Below are 20910 nucleotides of genomic sequence, written 5' to 3'. Positions count from 1 at the left end.
CTCAGGCGCCTTCCTGCGCGGCTGGCGCGCTGTGGTTCTGATGCCCGGCGAACGAGGCCGGGTCGAATTCGGGGATCGCTGCGATCAAGTCTCGCGTGTACGGGTGCTGTGGGCGGAGGAATATGTCGTCAGGTTTCCCTTCCTCGACCACGACGCCGTCTTTCATCACCAGCACACGGTCGCTCAGGTGGCTGATCACTCCGAGGTCGTGGGAGATGAACAGGTAGGCGACGCCGGATTCGCGCTGGAGGGCGACGAGCAGGTCGAGGATCTGGGCCTGGATGGTGACGTCGAGCGCGGAGACGGCCTCGTCGAGCACGATCACGGCCGGGCGCGGAGCGAGCGCGCGGGCGATGGCGACCCTCTGCCGCTGGCCGCCGGAGAGGCGGAGCGGGAACCGGCCGAGCACCTCCGGAGGCAGCCCGACCTGGCCGAGCAGTTCGACGACGCGCGCCTTCCTGGCCGAAGCGTCGGCGAAGCGTTCCCCGCGCAGCGCGTCCAGCAGGATGCGCTCGACGTTCCAGCGCGGGTCGAACGAGCTCAGCGGGTCCTGATAGACCACAGAGATGCGCGGGCGCAAGGATCGGCGCTTGCGTTCGGAGAGGCTGGACCAGGCGTGCCCGAGCAGGCGGACGTCTCCCCCGTCGAGGCTTTCGAGGCCGAGGGCGAGCCGCGCGGTCGTGCTCTTGCCCGACCCGGACTCCCCCACGATGCCCAGGGTCTCCCCCGCCGCCAGCGTGAACGAGACGCCGTCCACGGCGCGGGTGACAGTGCCGTCCGCGGTGTGGAAGCGCTTGACGAGGTCGGTGGCCTGAATCACCGGGACATCCGGAGTCGCGCCCTGTGCCGCGCCCGCAGCCGCATCCCGGGGCTGCACCTCGGGGAACGGAGCAGACGACGGACTCAGCGGCGTGCCGCGCGTCGCCTCGCTCGGCACGGCCGCGATGAGCGCCCTCGTGTACTCGTGCTGCGGGGCGCCGAGGACGGAGGCGATGCTGCCCTGTTCGAGCACCTCGCCGCCGCGCATCACCAGGATGTGGTCGGCCAGCCTGGCGACCACGGAGAGGTCGTGGCTGATCAGGATGACGGACGCGCCCCGTGCCTTCATCCGTTCGAGCTGGGCGAGCACCTGCGACTGCACGGTGACGTCGAGGGCGGTCGTCGGCTCGTCGGCGATCACGATATCGGGGTCGAGCGCGATGGCGGAGGCGATCAGTGCGCGCTGGCGCAGGCCGCCGGAGAGCTGGTCGGGCCGCTGGCGCGCCCGCAGAGCGGGGAAGGGCACACCGACCCGCTCCAGAAGGTCGAGCACGCGCTGCTTCCTGGCGGCTCGGTCTCCCCAGCCGTGCAGCTTGAGAGCCTCGGCGATCTCTCGGCCGACCGGGCGCAGCGGGTCGAGGGAGACCAGCGCATCCTGCAGCACGAAGCCGAGGTCGCGGCCACGGATGCGCCTCCACTGGCGCGGGGTGAAGCTGCGGACGTCCTCGTGATGGATCTCCAGCACGTCCGCTTCGACGATCGCGTTGCGGCCGGCGAGGCCCACGATGGACCTGGCCGTGACGCTCTTCCCAGAGCCGGACTCCCCGACGATGGCGACGCACTGGCCGGGCAGCAGGTCGAACGAGACACCGGACACCACCTCGCGCACCGCGCCGTCGACGCGGAACGCCGTGCGGAGGTTCTGGACGCGCAGCCGGGTGGCCGGCCAGTCCAGCTCGTCGACGACGCTCTCGGTCGCCGTCTGGCTCTCCTGGGTGACGCTCATCAGCGCTCTCCCTTCTCGAGGCGGATCTGCAGGTGACGGCCGATCGTGGTCGCCGCGAGGGCGACGGCGACGATGACCAGTCCTGGCACCACCACGAGCCACCAGGCCTGGGTGATGTACGCGCGCCCCGCGTCGAGCAGGGCGCCCCACTCCGACGATGGAGGGGCGACGCCGAGCCCGAGGAACGACAGGCTGGACGCCCAGACGATCGACTGGCCGACGGAGAGCGCGAAGACGGCGACGAGCGGACGCAGAGCGTTCGGCAGGATGTGCGCGCGGATGATCCGCCAGCGGGAGTGCCCGAGCGCGGTCGCCGCTTCGACATAGCCGGAGTTCTTCGCCCCGAGGATCTGACCGCGGATCATGCGCGCATAGCCGGGCGCCGTGCCGAGGCCGACCGCGAAGATCTCGGTGGCGGCCGATGGTCCCGCGATGGCGATGAGGAGCAGCGCGAGCAGGAGGGCGGGGAAGGCGAACATGACCTCGACGAACCGGTCGACCACCACGGCGGCCGGCTTCGGGCCGAGCGCGGCGATCGAGCCGAGGATCAGGGCCGTGATGACACCAACGGCGGCGGCGCCGAGGCCGATCAGCAGCGACTCCCGCGCGCCCCAGACGACGCGCGTGTAGAGATCGCGGCCGGACTCGTCGGTGCCGAACCAGTGCGCGAACGACGGCGGCTTCAAGGCAGCGCCGTAGTCGATCGCCGTCGGCGCGTGGACGGTGAGCGCCTGCGGAGCGAAAGCGGCGACGGCGAGGAGCAGCGCGAACGTCACGGCGATGTAGAGGCCCCACGGGCGGCGTGCGAGAGAGGCGGCCGCCGTCCCTGCCCTGGACGGGCGGGAGCCGCTGCCGACGGACGGAGAGCCGAGTGCTGTCATGACAGGTCCAAGCGGGGATCGATGATGGTGTACACGATGTCGACGAGCAGGTTCGCGATCACGTAGACGACGGCCACGAGCGTGACGATGCCGACCACGACGGGCAGATCCTGGTTGTTCACCGCGCCGACGAGCACGGAGCCGATGCCCGGCCTGGAGAAGATCGACTCCACGATCACGGCGCCGGAGAGGGTCGCGCCGAGCGCCCACCCCGAGAGCGTGATGGCCGGGATGACCGCGTGCCGGAGCACGTGCCGCAACCGGATGCCCCACTCGCCCATCCCGCGCATCCTGGCGGACAGCACGAACGGCTGCTCCAGCGCGCGCTCGAACTCGGCCCTCGTGCTCTGCGCCATGAACCCGGCGAGCGGGATGGCGAGCGTCAGCGCGGGCAGGATCAGGCCGTTCACTCCCGTCCCGCCGATGATCGGGAACCAGCGCAGACCGAGGCCGAACACGAGCAGCAGGATGATGCCCAGCCAGTACGCGGGAAGCCCAGCTGCGACCACATCCACGGTCGAGCCCAGGGCGCCGACGCGCGGCCCGCGACCGGCTGTGATGGTCACCCACACGATCATCAGCACCCAGGCGAACACGATCGCCGTCAGCGACAGCGTCACCGTTGCGCCCAACTGCTCGCCGATGATCGCGGTGACAGGGCGGTACTGCTGGTACGACGAACCGAAGTCGCCGACCACGAGGCCGCGGAGGTAGTCGACGTACTGCACGATGACGGGACGGTGCAGGCCGTACTGCTCGTTGATCTGCGCGAGCTCGGCCGGGGTGCGCTGCTGCGCCTGACCGGCCCGGATGTTCAGGATGGCCGTGGCCCGGTCGCCGGGAAGCGCGAGCTGAGCGAAGAACGCGACGGTGGCAGCGCCCCAGAGCACGATCACGGCCGAGACGATCTTGCGTCCGATCGTGAACAGCACACGCCTGGTGCGGCGCGGCCGCCGCGGCTCCGCCCCGATGGGGGCAGAGCCTGCGGCGGACGCGGAGCCCGCGACGGTCTCGCTACTTGGTGAGGTATGCGTCATAGAACGTCGGTCCTCCCTGTGCGTGCTCCTGCCACACGCCCTTCAGCTTCGTCGAGACCGCCAGGGTGCTGAGGCGGTCGTAGACGCCGATGGAGAGCGCGTGCTCTGCGATGTAGTCCTGTGCCTTCTGGTACGACGCGTTCTGCGCATCCACGGTGGGAGCGGAGTTGCCGTCGAGGATGTACTGCGCCAGCGTCGGGTCGTTGTAGAACGCGGAGTTGGAGTAGTTGGGGTCGTCTGCGGTGGACGGGCGCCAGTTGATGTAGAGGATGCCGGCGGTGACGGCTGTCCAGTATCCGACGCTCAGGTCGTGGTCGTCCGGCGTCGAGTACTTCCCTGCGAAGAACTCGCTCTGCGGCACCGGGATGAGCTGCACGTCGAAGCCAACCTTGGACGCCTGCTCCTTCACGCCCTGCAGGATCGCAGCGCCGTCGGAGTTGATGATCGAGCCTGCGCCGTACGGCAGGATCACGCTGAGCGTCTTGCCGTCCTTCTCGCGCACGCCCTTGTCGTTCTTCTGCGACCATCCGGCCGCATCCAGGAGCGCGTTCGCCTTCTTCGTGTCGTAGTCGTACCAGTTCGCGGCCTTCTCGCTGTAGCCGGGAGTCGCCTGGCTGACGCCGCCGTTGCCCTCGACGGGGATGACGCCCTGGCCGATGGTGTCGACGATCTGCTTGCGGTCGAGGCTGTACGCGAACGCCTGACGCACCTTCTCGTCGGTGAACGGGCCCTTCTGCGTGTTGAACGAGATCTGCTGCGGGCGGCCGGGGGTGACGTACTTCTCGAGCTGGTATCCGCCGTCCTTCAGCGTCTTCCACTGGATGGCGGGAACGTCGTAGATCGCATCCACCTGGCCGCTCTGCAGCGCGGCGACGCGGGTGGTCGGGTCTGCGACGAACTTCCAGTCGACCTCGTCGACGTACGCGGGGCCGGTGTGCTTGGCGTTGGCCGGCCAGGACGTGTAGTTCGCATTGCGGGTGAGGACGATGTCCTGGCCGCGGTTCCACTTCTTCACGATGAACGCACCGGAGCCGATCGGCGCCTCGCAGTTCTGCTCCTTGGTGCGGGTCTCCAGCGCGTGCTGCGACTGGATGCCGAAGTATCCCTGGCTGAGGTTGTCCGCCAGGCGCGGGTACGGCTTCGACAGGTCGACCTGGAGGGTCTGGTCGTCGATCGCCTTGGCGTCCTTGTAGTAGCCGTCGAGCCAGACCTTGGCGGTGCTGTTGCCGCCCTTGACCCAGTAGTCGAAGTTGTATGCGACGGCCGCGGCGGTCACCGGGGTGCCGTCGGTGAACTTCACGCCCTTCTTGAGCGTGAACGTCCAGGTGAGGCCGTCGTCGGACTGCTTCCAGGCGGTGGCGAGCCACGGGACCACCTTGTGGTCCGCATCCAGCGAGGTGAGGTTGTCGAGGACCTGGTACGAGAGGTACGCCTGCTCGATCCAGCCGCCGAACACGCAGGCGGGCTCTTGCTGGTGGGCGTAGACGATGGTGCCGCCTGTGACCTTCTCACCGCTCGATGCGGTGGACGATCCGGCGCAGGCGGTCAGCGCCATCGCACTCGAGAGCGCGATTGCTGTGGCGGCGATGACGGTGCGGAGGGTGCGCGAACGCATGGGGGTCTCCTCGGGGGATGCAGGACGGGTGGTGTCCGACAACGCTAGGGAGGAGGGTCGGGATGCGCAGCAACGTGCGCGACGGATAGCGCAACACTCTGTCATTCGTCGACATGTGCTGGCGCCGGGGCGCAGGGGACGCTACCCTGCGGGCACTCCGAGCACGTCGCGCACGATCTCGAGCGACCGGATGCGCCCGTCGACGGTCGCCGCTCCCGAGGTGATCATGAGCTCGTCCGCCCCCGTGGATGCGAGCAGCGATTCGAGCCTGGACGACACCTCGTCCGGCGTGCCGATGGCCTGCCTCGCGTTCCTGGCGGCGATGAACTCCTCCTCCAACGGGGTGAACTCGTACGCCAGCGCTTCCTCGATGCTGACCGGCTGCGGCTTCGCGCCCATCCGCATCCGCAGGAAGGAGAGCTGGCCGGGCAGCGAGAGCGCCCTGACCACAGCGGGGTCTTCGTCGGAGACGACGTTGACGCCGATCATCGTGTGCGGCTCTCGCAGCGTCTCGCTCGGCTCGAATCGCGAGCGGTAGAGGTCGAGCGCTTCCTCGGTGTGGTCGCCGGCGAAGTGGTGGGCGAACGCGAACGGCAGACCGAGCGCTGCGGCCACCTGCGCGCTGAACCCGCTCGACCCGAGCAGCCACACCTGCGGCGCGTCTCCGAGACCGGGGACGGCGGTGATGGTGTGCAGCGGGTTCGCGTCACTCATGCCGCCGTGGAAGAAGCCGAGCAGGTCGAGGAGCTGCTGGGGGAAGTCGTCGACGCCCAGCCCTTCCGTGCTGCGGCGCAGCGCCATCGCCGTCGCGCCGTCCGTGCCGGGCGCACGGCCGATCCCGAGGTCGATGCGGTCGCCGTAGAGCGCGCGCAGCGTGCCGAACTGCTCGGCGACGACGAGCGGGGCGTGGTTCGGCAGCATCACACCGCCGCTGCCGACGCGGATGCGCGAGGTCGCCGCGGCGATGCCTGCGATGAGCACGGCCGGGGCGCTGGATGCGATCCCCGGCATCCCGTGGTGCTCCGCGACCCAGAACCGCTGGTAGCCCAGCTCCTCCGCCGCCTGCGCCAGCCGCACCGACCCCGCCACCGCATCCGCGTTGGTGCCGCCGTACGGACGGCTGGCGAGGTCGAGGACGTTGAGCGGGATGGCGTTCTGCGTGGTCACCTCAGGTGCAACCGCCGCCGCAGTCCGTCGATTCCCTCGCCCGCCGCCGGGAACGGCAGAAGGGTGCGGCCCACTCCGTTGTGAGCCGCACCCCGGGTGCTGTGTTGTCCGGTGATCAGGACTGGTGTGCCCGCCTGCGCGCCGCCGCGATGAGCGAGAGCACGATCAGGCCGAGCACGACGAGGGCTCCGCCGATCCAGGCGATGTACCAGCCGACCGTCGAACCGGTGGATGCGAGGCCGGTCGAGCTGCCGCTGCTGCTGGTCGACGCCGGCACATCGGCGGGGAGCACCGTGACCGTGACGGCCGAGGCCGCCTGGCTGGATGCACCGGTCGCGGTGACCGTGTATGCGCCGCTCGCGTCCTGCGGGACGGTGATCTCGAGCTGCGATCCACCGAGGTTGGTCGCGGTGGGGTCGGAGCTGAGCGTGGCCTTGGATGCGTCCTTGCCGGAGACGACGTACTGGACGCCCTCCGACGGCTTGAACGTGCCAGGGGCGCAGGTCATCGTGCTCGTGCCGCCTGCTGCGACGGTGGACGGGCTGATGCTGCAGTCGCCGCCGTGGGTGTACGGGACGGCGTTGGCCGCGGCTGGTGCCGCGAGGGCGATCGCTGCGCCGATGATCAGCGCTGCCAGAAACTTCTTGGACATTCGGGGAGCCTTTCGGGGAGGCCGGTGGTGCGCGGGTTAGTCTAAATGACTTTTCCTCACTTTACCGTCGAGCCGCAGTCGAGGGCAACGACCGACACCCTTCCCGATCCCCCCACATCGGGGGTCGTCTTCGGAAGGGTCGGAGTGACGAAGACATCCATTCCCGGCGCTGTCTGCTTCACATCCAGCAGATCGACGCTGACGGTCTTCGACTCACCGGGCGCCAACTCGACGGTGAAGACGCTCACCGGCCGCTTCGCGTCCGTGCCGGAGATCGTCGCATACGGAGCGCCGCCGCTCGTCGTCGACACGAGCAGACCGTCCTCCGCACCGTAGACCGCGACCCTGGTGCGGATGTTTCCGGGAGGAACGCCGTACGTCCCCGCACCCGTCACGTAGTCGGGCAGCGTGGTACCCGCATCCGCGGGCGCGGTGTTGGTCAGCGTGACGCTGACCCGGCTGGTCGGCTTGCCGTCCACCCGGCAGATCGCGGTCCCCGCCTCGATCTTCGCCTTGAGGTAGTAGTCCATCTTGGCGCCGGTCGCATCGTTGAAGTACACGCCGAGCCCTGCCGTCGAGGGCGTGGATTCGGGGAGCCCGCCGGCGAGCGTGGTCGGCGCGAGCACCTTCTGCTCCTCCGGATGCGCGCTCCAGACCAGCAGACGCCGGTCTGCTCCAGCGTTGGCGAGCGCCTTGACGAGCTCGGCACCGTCCGCCTTCCCGGAGGCCACGCTGTCGAAGACCGCCGTCGCCGCGGACGCGAAGTACGCATCCTGCTCCTCCGGCAGGGCGAACTTCTTGTAACTCTCGCTCAGCAGCAGCGGGATGGCGTTGGCCGAGGTCAGCATGTCGCCCGTCGGCAGCGCGACCGGCCCTGTCGCCTTGAGCAGGCCGGTGAGCACCACGGGGTCGATCGTGAGGACGCCGTCGACCGTGCCGCCGTGCGTCTCCTTCCACATGGTGGCCGCCGTGGTCGCCGCGAGCGGGAAGTGCGGGGTGAGGTTCACGTCCTGGATGAACCGGCCGAGCAGCGGGCCGTACAGGCCCTGCGTCGACGCGGGGATGGCGCTCACCGGCGAGGGCCACGGGCCGATGCTCGTGCCGGAGGACTGCGCTTCGAGCGTGATGGCGCCGTGGTCGGCCTTGATCAGGGCCAGGGCGCCGACGAGGCCGCCCGTCGCACGGAGCTCCGCGGGGTTCTGGACGAGGACGAGGTAGGTGCGCGGCCCGTCCGCACCGAGCATGGGCGGGAGGAGACGGACGCTGTTGCCCACCGCATCCACCACCCCGGCCGCCTTGCCGAGCTGGGTCTGCAGACGCTCGACGGCGCTGGTCACCTGCGGGAGGGTGCCCTCGGTGTCGATTCCGTCGACGTTGCTCTTGGCGGTGTGGAAGGCGGCCTGCGCCTTCACCACCACGGGCTTCGCCGCCTCGATGGGCCCGAGGTCGATCTTCTTGTCGACCGGCTTGATCGCCCGAGGGTCGACCTGGCCGGCGACGCCGACGAGCGGGTCGATCACCTGCGAGGCGAGCTGGTCGGTCGACGCCGCTGCGACGCGCACGGCCGTGAGGTTGGAGCCGAGCAGCGGGAAGAACTCCGCGACGCGCCAGACGGGGTCTCCCGTGAGCGACGCGGCGGCGGCGGCGTGCTTCCGCAGAGTCGTCGCTGCCGACTTCGCGGTCGCGAGGTCTCCGGCGACCACGGCGGTCTGCACCTGCTTCGCCGCCGGCAGGGCGGACTCCAGCTCGTTCTTCGCCAGCAGCCCACGGACGCCCACCCAGGCGCCGATGAGGAGCAGGACGAACACCACGGCGGCCACGATCCAGAGGATCAGACGGCGTCTCGCCGGGTCGGGAGCAGGGCGAGCCGACGCCCCTGGTGGGGTGGGGGAAGGAGTGCCAGACGTCGCCATACGACTAATCTAACAATTCCTCACTTTTTACGTTGGGTTTTATCCCACCCAGAAGCGGGGGCATTTTCAGCGCGCGATCAGCGCCCGAGCCCGCGGTACGTCCACCCTGCCGCCCGCCAGGCGGCTGGGTCGAGGCAGTTTCTTCCGTCGATGATGCTGCGGCGGGCCACGAGCTCCCCGACGGCGGCCGGGTCGAGCCCGGTGAACTGCGGCCACTCGGTCAGCAGCACGACGACGTCCGCATCGCGCACCGCTTCCTCCGCCGACGCGGCGTATTCGAGCTGCGGCGCCCGACGGGATGCGCTCTCGACCGCTTCCGGGTCCGTCGCGATCACCCGCGCTCCCGCCTCGGCGAGCCGCATCGCGACGTCGAGCGCCGGTGAGTCCCTGATGTCGTCCGAGTGCGGTTTGAACGCCAGACCCAGCATCGCGACGCGGGCGCCGGCGAGCTCTCCGACCTCTTCGCGCACCAGGTCGACGACGCGCTCGCGGCGGCGCAGGTTGATCTTGTCCACCTCGGAGAGGAACGCCAGCGCCTCACCCTTGCCCAGTTCCCTGGCGCGAGCGCTGAACGCCCGGATGTCCTTCGGCAGGCAGCCGCCGCCGAAGCCGACGCCCGCGTTGAGGAAGCGGCGACCGATCCTGGCGTCGTGGCCGATCGCATCCGCGAGCTGCGTCACGTCGGCGCCGGTCGCCTCCGCGATCTCCGCCATCGCGTTGATGAAGCTGATCTTGGTCGCGAGGAACGCGTTCGCCGACACCTTCACGAGCTCTGCCGTTGCGTAGTCCGTGACGATCACCGGCGTCCCCGTCGCGACGGCCGATGCGTAGACCTCATCCAGAATGCGGGCGGCGCGCTGTCCGGCGTCGCCTGCCGGAACTCCGTAGACCAGCCGGTCCGGGCTGATCGTGTCCTTCACTGCGAAGCCCTCCCGCAGGAACTCGGGGTTCCACGCCAGCGTCGCGCCGTCGACGGTCGACTCGACCTGCTCGGCGAGCCGCGCCGCCGTGCCGACCGGGACCGTGCTTTTGCCGACCAGCACATCCCCCGCCTTCACGTGCTGCAGGAGGGTGCTGAACGCCGCATCCACGTAGCGCATGTCGGCTGCGTCGCCGTCGGCGACCTGCGGCGTACCGACCGCGACGAAGTGCACGTCCGCGTCGGCCGCCGCGGCGAAGTCGGTGGTGAACCGCAACCGGCCGGAGGCGATGGATGAGGCGAGCACGTCGGGAAGGCCGGGCTCGAAGAACGGCGCCTGGCCGGAGGACAGCAGCGCGATCTTGCGCTCGTCGACGTCGATGCCGACGACGTCGTGTCCGAGGTGAGCCATGGATGCGGCGTGCACCGCTCCGAGATAACCGCAGCCGATCACGGAGATTCTCATGCTGAACGTCGATTCTTCCGGGGAGCGCACGCGCTCCGAGGGTCAGGTGAAGTCGGGGTCGGGCTCGTCAGTGTACGCGGCGGCGTCGAGCGGCCAGTGTCTGCGGCCGTTGTTGAGGACGCCCTGGCTCTCCTGCAGATAGCAGGCGCCGCACAGCGACTCGTAGCTGACGGACGCTCCGTCGATGGCCACCTGGTCGCCGTCGAACACGAAGATCCCGTCGATCTTGCGGGCGTTGAAGATCGCTTTCCTGCCGCAGCGGCAGATCGTCTTCAGCTCCTCGAGCGTGTGCGCGATCTCGAGGAGGCGCCTGCTGCCCGGGAACGCGACAGTCTGGAAGTCGGTGCGGATGCCGTACGCGAGCACCGGGATATTCTCGAGCAGCGCGATCCTGAGCAGATCATCGATCTGGGCCTCGGTGAGGAACTGGGCCTCGTCGACGAGGAGGGCGCTGACGTCGCGGTCGTACCGCTTGACGGTGCGCTCCCTGTGCTGCTGGAACCGGCCGTACGCGTCGGTCTCCGGCGTGATCAGGTAGTCGACCTCGCGGGTGACGCCGAGCCGCGACAGGATGCCCATGTCGCCCTTGGTGTCTATCGACGGCTTCGCGAGCAGCACGCGATGCCCGCGCTCCTCGTAGTTGTAGGCCGCCTGGAGCATCGCCGTGCTCTTACCGCTGTTCATCGCGCCGTAGCGGAAATACAGTTTTGCCACGCACCGATCCTATGGGGTGCGCCAGCGGGTCAGGTGAGGTAGCCGTCCTCCGCGGCGCGCCGGATCAGATCCGCGCGGGAGCTCGTCGGGCGTCCTGCTTTGCCGTACTTCTCCCTCACCCTCCGCAGGTACGTCTTCGCGGTCTCGTACTGGACGTTCATCGCCTTGGCGACCTCGGAGGTCGTCCTGCCGTCCGCGTACAGGGTCAGAGCCTGCCGCTCGCCGTCGCTGAGCCTGGGTCTGGCCGACTCCGGGATGCTCGGCTTCGGTCGCCAGGCCGGCTCCGCCTGCGGCTCCTTCGCGGCTTCCCCTCCGCTGCCCCGTCCCATCGCTTCGAGCGCAGCGTCGAGCACGTCGGTCATCGGCTGGGTCTTGCTCAGGTAGGCGACCGCGCCGGCCGCGAGCGCCGCATCCCGGTCCTCTGCGGTGTCGACGGCGCTGAGCACGATGACTTTGGCGCCTGCCGCCCGGCAGGTGCGAACGCGAGCGCCGATGGAGATGGTCTCGCGCAGTTGCAGGTCCATGATGACGAGATCGGTGGGGAACTGGTCGCTGTGGACGAGTTCGAGCCAGCTACTCGCCCGCACCACGAGGTCGAGGTCGGGGGCGTGCTTCTCGATCCACGACGACAGGCTGTCGAGCAGCAGCTCGTGGTCGTCGAGGAGCGCCAGCCTGATCGGCGGCGCGGTGGATGCGGTGTTCACCTGTTCTCCCCTTCCGGGTAGGCGAATCGAATAGTGATGTGCTGCCCGTGGATGCGCAGGGTCGCGTCCATCGCGACGGAGCGCAACGAGCTGAGCAGGGCGGACAGCGCGTGGCGGATGTCGCGCGGCGCCTGCGCGACCGTCGCGCTCAGCTCGAACTCGGGATGCTCCGGGTGACGTGCGACGATGCGCACCGAGCTCGGGTCGAGGCCGGGGAGCGTCACCGCCGTCGCGATGATGGCCCCCACGATCGCCCGCTGCTCGTCGCTGAGCGCGCGATCCAGGCGGTCGGGGTCGTCGACCATCCGCACCGAGTGGGTGGCTCTGGGGTCGATCCCCCGGAGCGCGAGCGCCTGGGCGAGCCGTTCGGCCAGCCAGGTGCGGTCGACAGCGGTGACGGTCCCGTCGCGGAGGCGGACGGCGAGGTCCATAGCGGCCTCGGTGTCGGCCGCGGTGACCTCACCGCGGCGCAGCAGGTCGGCGAGGAAGGGCACGGTCGCTTCGTTCAGGGTCGACATCTGCTCTTGGGCGACCATCCTGCGGGCGGTCTCCCGCAGTTCGGCGTCGAGTTCCGCCTGGCCCCGCTTGGCCACCTGGCGCCAGGCCAGCGTCTCGCCTGTCATCGTCCAGGCGTACCCGCAGCCGCCGCAGGCGAGCGCGATGATCGGGGTCGCGGAAACGGTGAAGTAGACGATGGGGCTGGTGACGATGGACAGGGTTCCAGCCTGCAGCGCAGACGAGATGCCGAGCGCGAAGGAGGACACCACGGCGACGACCAGGACTTCGGAGATCGGCCGGTACAGCGGCATCGCGACCAGGAACAGTGCGATGGCGATCTGCCCCCAGTCGTCCTGGATGCGCACGTTGTGTCCCCACACCGCCGCCGTGAACGCGAGTGCGGCGATGAGCGTCACCGCCATGATCGACAGGTGCGCTCCTCGCCCGAACGGTGCGAGCGCGGGATGCGCGCGCGCCGAGAACGCGATGCCCGCCAGCAGGAGCAGCACGATGGCGGAGTACGCGAGCGCCGGGTCGCGCAACTGGTCGCTGTGCTGGATGGTCGAGTAGACGGCGTAGCCGACGGCGACGAGGCTCAGCAGCGGCACGATCAGCCACGCGGACTGGACGCCGAGAGGGTCGAGCCGCTGCGGTGTGCGCTCGAACGGCGTCGACCGCAGCCGCACGATGGCGGCGTCGTCGAGCGTGCTCATCCGGCCGCCTCCTCGTCGTAGGACGGGACGACGATGAGCACGGTGGTGCCGACGTCTTCGCTCGAGTAGACGGTCACGACCCCGCCGACGCGCTCGATCCTGTCGTGCACCGACTGCCGCAATCCGAGCCGGTCGCTCGCCGCCGCGGACGGCACGAACCCGCGCCCCTCGTCCACCACCATGACGGAGACGGAACCCCCCGACGACGACAGCGTGACCTCCGCCGTCGCGCTCCCGGAGTGCCGGACCACGTTGACGAGGCACTGCCGCACAGCGAGCCCGACGGCCCGCCGCCTGTCCAGGGAGAGCGTGCCGAGCACATCCCGGTCGCCGGACACGCTGACCGCCAGCCCCTCGTCGCGGGCCTGCTCGACGGCCTGGTGGAGTTCGCTGCCGAACCACGCGTCCCCTGGCCCGTCGTCGCCCAGTGGATGCGGCAGCCCCGACCGCGCGGAGCCAGACGGCGGCCACCCGCTGTCGTGAGTGCGACGTGCTCCATCCGCGGCATCGTCGGGGTCACCGAGTCCGCCAGCCCCACCAGCCCCACCAGCTCCACCAGCCCCGGGCGAACCTCCAGCACCACCGAGTCCGCCAACGCCACCAGCCCCACGGACATCGCCCGCACCCGACGGCCCACCCGCCACCGAGGCGCCGAGGGTCAGCAGGTCCGCCTCGATGCGCTCTCGCAGTTTCGGCGCGAGCGGCCCTGGCCGCGCGGCGGCGAGGGCGAGCAGGTCGCTGAGCACCGTGTCGTGGAGGTCGGCGGCGTACTCCGCGATCACGTCGCGGCGCAGGTCGATGAGGCGCGTATCCCGAACCGATCGGTGGATCGCCGACTGCGGTCGGCTGCGGGAGCCGCGGGTCAGTCCGTCGAACGCGAAGATCCCGACGAGCAGGAGGTAGGCGCCGAGCGAGATCGCATCCTGCCGGAACACCCGCCCCGCCGTGAGCGCGGCCAGCACGACCGCCGCCTCGGCGAGCGCGAACCCGAGCGTCGACCAGAGAATGCCGTACAGCGACCCTGTCCCCGCACCGCCGACCAGCGTCATCGCGACGACCGGCAGTGCGATGACGAACAGGTTGGTGTCTGCGTACCCGGGGTTGGAATCGAGAAGGATCAGCACGTAGAAGTACGTCGAGAACGCACCGACCACGAGGTATGCCACCGTCAGAATCACCGTGCGCCCCCGCGACAGCAGCACCAGCAGCCCGACCATCGGCAGCAGCACCAGCAGTCCGATCCAGGAGTACGCCCCCGCCGACCCGAACCCGGCGACCGCCACGTTGACGAACGCGGACCCCAGGCACACCAGCGCCGCCCATCGCGCTGCGGCAGCCAGCGCCCGCGAGTTGGCGACTCGCGACAGATGACTCGGCAGCCCGAGCGACATCGCCACCCCCTCGTGTGCGGCGCCTGTGCGCCTCAGATGGATTATGCCATCTCTCTCCCTCCCTGCGTACCCCAATCGTCGCCGTGTGTACCCCGACCGGCTCCTCACCCTCCCCGAGAGCCACCGAACCCTCTCAGAACAGCGTCGGCTGCACCCCCAGCACCGTCAGCCCGTTCGCTTCCGCATCCACCTCCTCCGGTATGACGCGGGTGCGGCGCGCCCCGGCAGCGGCGGACGCCACCTGCCGCTCGCCTTCGCCGTCGCGCAGCATCCCGAGTGCGGTCGACCGAACACCCCCGGTGACCGGATCTTCCTCCCCGCGCGTCAGCCCGTGCGCAGCGATCAGCGGCTTGATCTTGGCCGCCAGCCATTTCCGGTACTCCTTCGGCGCGTGCGCACCTCCCCCGTACATGCGCCGGTACTGCGGAAGCAGGTCGGGATGCTCGCGCCCGAGCCACAGGTAGTACCACTCCTTCACCCCCGGCTTGAGATGGAGAGCCGTGTAGAGCACCGAGGTCGCTCCCGCCTCCTTGGCTTGCCGCAGCGCCTCGTCCAGGTGCGCCCTGGTGTCGGTCAGGTACGGCAGGATCGGCATCAGGAACACCCCGCAGTCGAGCCCGTGCTCTCGCACGGCCGTGACCGTCGCCAGCCGGGCCTTGGTGCTGGGCGTGCCGGGCTCGACGGACTGCTGCAGTTCGTCGTCGTACACCGCGATCGACATCGCCAGGTCGACGGGAACGCGCCGAGCCGCGTCCGCCAGGTGGTCCAGGTCGCGCCGGAGCAACGACCCTTTGGTGAGGATGCTGAACGGCGTGCCGGTGTCGGCGAGCGCATCGATGATGCCGGGCATCAGCGCATACCGCCCCTCCGCCCGCTGGTACGGGTCGGTGTTGGTGCCGAGCGCCACCGGGTGGCGCCCCCAGCTCGGCTTGCTCAGCTCTTTGCGCAGCACCTCGGCCACGTTGACCTTGACGATGATCTCCTGGTCGAAGTCTTTGCCGGAGTCGAGCTCGAGGTAGGAGTGCGTCGGCCGGGCGAAGCAGTAGACGCACGCGTGCGAGCATCCCCTGTACGGGTTGATGGTCCAGCCGAACGGCATCGGCCCTCCCCCGCCAGGGATCTTGTTGAGCGCCGACTTCGCGAGCACCTCGTGAAACGTGATGCCCGCGAAGTCGGGCGTGCGCACCGACCGCACCAGGTTGTTGAGCCGCGCCAACCCCGGCAGCGTCGACGGCTCTTCCGCCGTGAGTTCTTGCCCGCTCCATCTCATGGATTCATTCGAACATATGTTCGAAGGTTAAGCAAGCGCCTCAACGCGCGAGCTGCCCGCCTGTCACACGATCCTGCCGCCCGCCATCTCCACCCGCTCCCCCCTCCACGCCGAGCGCAGCCAGCGGTCGTGGCTCGCCACCACCACGGCCCCCGGATACGCCCCGAGCGCCTCCTCCAGCTCGGTCGCGAGCGACAGCGAGAGGTGGTTGGTCGGCTCGTCGAGCAGGAACACGTGCGGCGGTTTCGCGAGGATCAGCGCGAGCGCGAGCCTGCGCTGCTGACCGATCGAGAGGGCGCCGACAGGGCGGTCGACGTCGCGCGGCGCGACGAGGCCGAGACCGGTCAATGGGACAGCCTCCGCCCGCCGCTCCCCGAGACGTTCCTCGTAGATCCGGCGCGGACTGGCCGCTGGATCGGCGAAGCGCACATCCTGTTCGAGGAGGCCGACGCGCAGCCCTTTCCTCCTCGTCACCGCACCCGAGTCCACCGGCTGCAGCCCGGCCAGCGCCGACAGGAGGGTCGACTTGCCGGCGCCGTTGTGGCCCGTGATCAGGATGCGCGACTGCGGCTCCACCCGGAACGAGGCGATGTCGAGCCGGTCGGGGATGCGCGCATCCGACACCTGCACCAGCGTGCCGGCCTCCTCGTTCAGCGCCTGCGAACCGGTGGGGATGCCCGAGAAGCTCAGGATCGCCGGGGGCTTTCGCACCTGGGCCTCCGTGAGTTCGTCGAGCCTGCCCGACGCGTTCTTGATGCGGCGGCTGATCTGCTTGTCCAGCGCCCCACCCTTGAACGACTTGGCGAACTTGTCGTTGTCCCGCACCTTGCCGGACCAGGCGATGCCGCGAGCGGTCACGTCCACCGCGAACTTGAGCGCCTTCAACTCGTCCTGCTCGTCGGCGAACTGCTTCTCCCAGCGCTCCCGCTCGTCCGCTTTCGCGGCGAGGTACGCCGAGTAGTTGCCGCCGAACACGGTCGTGCCGGAGCGAGAAGGGTCCAGGTCGAGCAGGCCCGTCGCGACCGCATCCAGGAAGGCGCGGTCGTGGCTGGCGAACACCACCGGACCCCGCCAGGCGCTGAGCTGCCGTTCGAGGAAGCGGGCAGCGTCGTCGTCGAGGTGGTTGGTCGGCTCGTCGAGGAGGAGCGCGTCCGGCCTGGACAGCAGGAGCGCGGCGAGGGCGAACCGGCTGCGCTGGCCACCGGACACCTCCGACAGCCGCCTGTGCAGCGGGATGGACCCGACGCCGAGGCCGTCGAGGAGTTCGTCGCGGCGCGCATCCACGCTCCACACGGCGGCGTTCTCCGCCGCGTCCAGGGCGCGGGCGTAGCGCGCGTCCGCCTCAGGACCGCCGCCGAGGCTCGACGCTGACGCCTCGAGCTCCCGCTCGATGGCGCGCACCTCTGCCAGCGAGCTCTCGACGAGGGCGGCGAGCGTTTCCTCCGGCGCGAAGCGGACCTCCTGCCAGAGGATGCCGGTGCGGGCGGGACGCGCGAGCGTTCCGCCGTCCGGTGACTCTGCGCCGCCCAGGATGCGCAACAGCGTCGACTTGCCGACGCCGTTCTCGCCGATCAGTCCGAGACGCGCGCCGGGCGCGACGGTGAGCGAGACATCGGTGAGCACGCGGTGATCGCCGTAGCTCTGCGAGACGCCGTCCGCCTTGAGGTGATCGGCGACCGCGGCGAAAGCCCCGGCAGCCCCGAGAGCCACCGCCGTCGGGGAGGCAGTGGATGCGGTGGGAATCGTCGTTGGAAGGTTTGCTGGCATGGAATCCGCCTTTTCGAGCGCTCCGTGGAGCTGATTCCCGCCGGGTGTTCCCGCCGACAGCCGCGCCGGAGCGCTGAATAACGATGACGATGTCACCCGGCTATGTCGACGGCGCCACGATGCACAGCATCGCGTGGGCGAAAGCCTCAGGCGCGGGACGAAAGGAGATTCCTACTTCATAGCGCCGACGACTCTACCAACGTCGCGCGCGATTTGTCCAGCAACAGTTCGTGCCGAAGGTGCGGTCGGACCAAAGCCGACCGCACCTTTCGCACGAATCGTGCGCCGCGATCAGCGCGAGATGTGGAGGATGTCGGCTGTCTGGGCGGTGACCCGCTCTGCCTCGGCTGGACGGTCGTTCAGGGTCGTCCCGATGGTGGGGACGAGCTCGGTGAGCGTCGGCAACCAGGCGTCGTAGCGGTCGGGGAAGCAGCGCTTGAGCAGGTCGAGCATGATCGGCACAGCAGTGGATGCGCCAGGCGAAGCCCCGAGGAGACCGGCGATCGAGCCGTCCGCCGACGCGATGACCTCCGTGCCGAACTGCAGCACGCCGCCCTTCTTCTGGTCCTTCTTCATCACCTGGACGCGCTGTCCGGCGGTGATGAGCTCCCAGTCCTCGCTCTTGGCGGTGGGCATGAACTCCTGCAGCGCCTTCATCTTCTTGGCCCGGTTGGCGAGGAGCTCGCCGACGAGGTACTTGATGAGGTCGAAGTTGTCTTTCGCGACCGCGAGCATCGGGATGAGGTTGCCAGGACGAACCGAACCGGGCAGGTCCCACCACGTGCCGGTCTTCAGGAACTTGGGGCTGAATCCGGCGTACGGGCCGAACAGCAGGGACGCCTGTCCGTCCACCACGCGCGTGTCGAGGTGCGGCACGGACATCGGCGGAGCGCCGACGGCGGCCTTGCCGTAGACCTTGGCCTGGTGCTGGGCGACGATCTTCGGGTCGCTCGTGCGCAGGAACTGACCGGAGATCGGGAACCCGCCGAAGCCGTTGATCTCGGGGATGCCCGACTTCTGCAGCAGGTGCAGGGCACCTCCGCCCGCGCCGACGAACACGAAACGCGCCGTCACCTCGTGCGGGGTGTGACCGACCTGATGGCGCACCTTGAGCTTCCAGAGGCCGTCCTTGGTGCGCTTGATGCTGCGCACCTTGTGGTTGAGGGCGACGTCGGCGCCGCGGCGCTGCAGGTCGTCCACGAGAGCCTTCGTGAGCGCGCCGAAGTCGACGTCCGTTCCGGCCGGCACCCTGGTCGCGGCGACGCGCTGCTTGGGGTTGCGCTTCTTCGTGAGCAGCGGGGTCCACTCGGCGAGCACAGCCGGGTCCTCCGTGTACTCCATGCCGGCGAACAGCGGCTGGTCTTTGAGCGCCTCGTAGCGCTTGCGCAGGTAGCTGACGTTGTCGCGACCGTGCACGAACGTCATGTGCGGCGTTGAATTGATGAAGGTGGACGGCTCAGGGAGGTCGCCGGAGGTCACCAGGCTCGCCCAGAACTGACGGCTGAGCTGGAACTGCTCGTTGATCGCGATGGCCTTCGCGGGGTCGACAGAGCCGTCGGACGCCTCGGGCATGTAGTTGAGCTCGCAGAGGGCCGCGTGGCCCGTGCCCGCATTGTTCCAGGGGTTGGAACTCTCCTGCGCCACCTCGCCCAGGTTCTCGTACAGCCGGATGGTCCAGTCCGGCTGCACCCTCTGGATGAGGGCTCCGAGCGTGGCACTCATGATGCCACCGCCGATGAGGACGACGTCGATGGGAGAATTACTCACCCGTCAATCCTACGGTGCCCGGCGCGTCGCTTTGTCCGTACGGACCTGATGCGGGTGGATGCGTCCACCTCCCGGATCAGCGCACCCGCTGGTACAGGTCGATGAACCGCTCGACCGGGAACGCCGCGACCGTCTCCGCGATGAGAGGGAGGTCGACATCGTCCAGCGTGCGGAAACGCAGGCAGCTCTTGCCCATGTTCAGCGTCCTGCCGCTTGCCTCCCACGCCGTGCGGAAGGCAGCGTCCTCGTCCGACTCGCTGTAGAGCGCCATCAGGTAGAGCGAGTTGTAGTTCTTCTGCGCTGCGATGCTGACGTACGCGAGCGGCTGCTTGTTGTATGTGACGGGGAACGTCTCCAGCGGGACGACCCAGCCGGGCATACGCCAGTGCATCCCGAGGCTGTAGCCGTCCGGCATCGCAGCGGCCACGGTCTCGAAGACGGGCTCGACGACCGCGCGCTTCGCGGCATCGAGCCCGTCGAAGTAAGCCGCGACCTCGGCCGGGATCGACGCCGACGCCATGGTGTCAGGCGGTGACGGGCGTTGCGAGGCGTTCGGCGACGATCTCCGCGATCTGCACGGCGTTGAGCGCTGCGCCCTTGCGGAGGTTGTCGTTGCTGATGAACAGCGCGAGTCCGCGACCCGCGGGCGCACCCTCGTCCCGGCGGATGCGTCCGACGAAGCTCGGGTCTTTTCCTGCGGCTTCCAGCGGGGTCGGCACGTCGGTGAGGACGACGCCGGGGGCCTTCGCGAGGAGTTCCTCCGCACGCTCCGGGCTGATCGGCTTCGCGAACTCGGCGTTGATCGAGAGAGAGTGGCCGGTGAAGACGGGGACGCGCACGCAGGTGCCGCTGACCAGCAGCTCCGGCAGGCCGAGGATCTTGCGGCTCTCGTTGCGCAGCTTCTTCTCCTCGTCCGTCTCGTTCTCGCCGTCGTCGACGATGGAACCGGCGAGCGGGATCACGTCGAACGCGATCGGACGGACGTACTTGACCGGCTCCGGCATCGCCACGGCGGAACCGTCGTGAACGAGCTGCAGCAGGTTCTCGTCCGCGACGGCGGTGCGGATCTGGCCTGCCAGTTCCTCGGCTCCCGCGAGCCCCGAGCCGGAGACGGCCTGGTATGTGCTGACGATCAGGCGTTCGAGGCCCGCCTCCTCGTGCAGGACCTTGAGCACGGGCATCGCGGCCATGGTGGTGCAATTGGGGTTGGCGATGATGCCCTTGCGCGCATCCGCGATGGCCTCGGGATTGACCTCGCTGACGACGAGCGGGACATCCGGGTCCATGCGCCAGCCGCTGGAGTTGTCGATCACGATGGCGCCGGCCTCGGCGAACCGGGGAGCCTGCGCCTTGGAGCCGGTGGCTCCCGCGGAGAACAGGGCGATGTCGATGCCGGAGACATCGGCGGTCGCCGCGTCCTCGACCACGATGTCCTCACCCTTGAACGGCAGGGTAGTGCCCGCCGAACGGGCGGAGGCGAAGAAGCGGATGCGTCCCACCGGGAAGTCGCGCTCCTCAAGCAGGCGGCGCATCACGCTGCCGACCTGCCCGGTCGCTCCGACGACGGCGACGGTGAGTTCTTTTGTCTCGCTCATGGTGTGGCCCCTTCGGGTCTCGTGTTGTGAGGTCGAACGGCGGTCGCGCTGCGCGCATTCCCGCCAGAGATGAATC

The 20910-nt window shown here is 69.3% G+C and carries 17 protein-coding genes; all 17 read right to left on the bottom strand.

The features are described 5' to 3' along the window. Position 1: 1 nt before the first annotated feature. The 17 genes from ACYVGI_RS16060 to ACYVGI_RS15980 all read right to left on the bottom strand — a co-directional run bounded on the left by ACYVGI_RS16060 (position 2) and on the right by ACYVGI_RS15980 (position 20834). Positions 2–1765 (bottom strand): dipeptide ABC transporter ATP-binding protein, encoded by a 1764-nt coding sequence (locus tag ACYVGI_RS16060; RefSeq protein ID WP_460633597.1) that lies wholly within the window; start codon positions 1763–1765, stop codon positions 2–4. Continuing rightward, positions 1765–2646, bottom strand: coding sequence for an ABC transporter permease (locus ACYVGI_RS16055; RefSeq protein ID WP_460633596.1), 882 nt, complete (start codon positions 2644–2646; stop codon positions 1765–1767). The genes ACYVGI_RS16060 and ACYVGI_RS16055 overlap by 1 nt, the downstream gene beginning before the upstream one ends. Beyond that, positions 2643–3683, bottom strand: a complete 1041-nt coding sequence (locus tag ACYVGI_RS16050) for an ABC transporter permease (RefSeq protein WP_460633595.1) — start codon at positions 3681–3683, stop codon at positions 2643–2645. The genes ACYVGI_RS16055 and ACYVGI_RS16050 overlap by 4 nt, the downstream gene beginning before the upstream one ends. Next, positions 3661–5298: an ABC transporter substrate-binding protein gene (locus ACYVGI_RS16045; RefSeq protein ID WP_460633594.1), complete on the bottom strand. Its 1638-nt coding sequence runs from the start codon at positions 5296–5298 to the stop codon at positions 3661–3663. Before ACYVGI_RS16045 ends, ACYVGI_RS16050 begins: the two co-directional genes overlap by 23 nt. A 141-nt stretch (positions 5299–5439) precedes the next feature. Next, positions 5440–6465: an LLM class flavin-dependent oxidoreductase gene (locus tag ACYVGI_RS16040; protein WP_460633593.1), complete on the bottom strand. Its 1026-nt coding sequence runs from the start codon at positions 6463–6465 to the stop codon at positions 5440–5442. 115 nt (positions 6466–6580) lie between these two features. Beyond that, positions 6581–7117, bottom strand: coding sequence for a hypothetical protein (locus ACYVGI_RS16035; protein ID WP_460633592.1), 537 nt, complete (start codon positions 7115–7117; stop codon positions 6581–6583). A 56-nt stretch (positions 7118–7173) separates the two neighbouring features. Further along, positions 7174–9030 carry a DUF4012 domain-containing protein gene (locus ACYVGI_RS16030; RefSeq protein WP_460633591.1) on the bottom strand — a complete coding sequence of 619 codons (1857 nt, stop codon included), beginning with the start codon at positions 9028–9030 and terminating at the stop codon, positions 7174–7176. Between the two features lie 77 nt (positions 9031–9107). Next, positions 9108–10415: a UDP-glucose dehydrogenase family protein gene (locus tag ACYVGI_RS16025; RefSeq protein WP_460633590.1), complete on the bottom strand. Its 1308-nt coding sequence runs from the start codon at positions 10413–10415 to the stop codon at positions 9108–9110. A 42-nt stretch (positions 10416–10457) separates the two neighbouring features. Beyond that, positions 10458–11129 carry a thymidine kinase gene (locus tag ACYVGI_RS16020; RefSeq protein ID WP_055890520.1) on the bottom strand — a complete coding sequence of 224 codons (672 nt, stop codon included), beginning with the start codon at positions 11127–11129 and terminating at the stop codon, positions 10458–10460. 29 nt (positions 11130–11158) lie between these two features. Next, positions 11159–11833, bottom strand: coding sequence for a helix-turn-helix transcriptional regulator (locus tag ACYVGI_RS16015; RefSeq protein WP_460633589.1), 675 nt, complete (start codon positions 11831–11833; stop codon positions 11159–11161). Further along, positions 11830–13044: a hypothetical protein gene (locus tag ACYVGI_RS16010; protein ID WP_460633588.1), complete on the bottom strand. Its 1215-nt coding sequence runs from the start codon at positions 13042–13044 to the stop codon at positions 11830–11832. Before ACYVGI_RS16010 ends, ACYVGI_RS16015 begins: the two co-directional genes overlap by 4 nt. Next, positions 13041–14435, bottom strand: a complete 1395-nt coding sequence (locus tag ACYVGI_RS16005; protein WP_460633587.1) for a sensor histidine kinase — start codon at positions 14433–14435, stop codon at positions 13041–13043. Before ACYVGI_RS16005 ends, ACYVGI_RS16010 begins: the two co-directional genes overlap by 4 nt. A gap of 133 nt (positions 14436–14568) precedes the next feature. Then, positions 14569–15705 (bottom strand): Rv2578c family radical SAM protein, encoded by a 1137-nt coding sequence (locus tag ACYVGI_RS16000; protein WP_460633586.1) that lies wholly within the window; start codon positions 15703–15705, stop codon positions 14569–14571. 63 nt (positions 15706–15768) lie between these two features. Further along, positions 15769–17472: an ABC-F family ATP-binding cassette domain-containing protein gene (locus ACYVGI_RS15995; RefSeq protein ID WP_460633585.1), complete on the bottom strand. Its 1704-nt coding sequence runs from the start codon at positions 17470–17472 to the stop codon at positions 15769–15771. A gap of 291 nt (positions 17473–17763) precedes the next feature. Next, positions 17764–19239, bottom strand: a complete 1476-nt coding sequence (locus ACYVGI_RS15990) for a malate:quinone oxidoreductase (RefSeq protein ID WP_460633584.1) — start codon at positions 19237–19239, stop codon at positions 17764–17766. Between the two features lie 76 nt (positions 19240–19315). Beyond that, entirely contained in the window at positions 19316–19759 is a 444-nt protein-coding gene (locus ACYVGI_RS15985) for a DUF1801 domain-containing protein (protein WP_460633583.1), read from the bottom strand. A gap of 4 nt (positions 19760–19763) precedes the next feature. Beyond that, complete coding sequence (locus ACYVGI_RS15980; RefSeq protein ID WP_460633582.1) at positions 19764–20834, bottom strand: aspartate-semialdehyde dehydrogenase; 1071 nt, start codon at positions 20832–20834, stop codon at positions 19764–19766. Positions 20835–20910 lie beyond the last annotated feature (76 nt).

The organism is Leifsonia lichenia, from assembly GCF_054780215.1.
The sequence above is the reverse complement of the archived record's forward strand: the minus strand, read 5'-3'. Positions and strand labels throughout refer to the sequence as shown.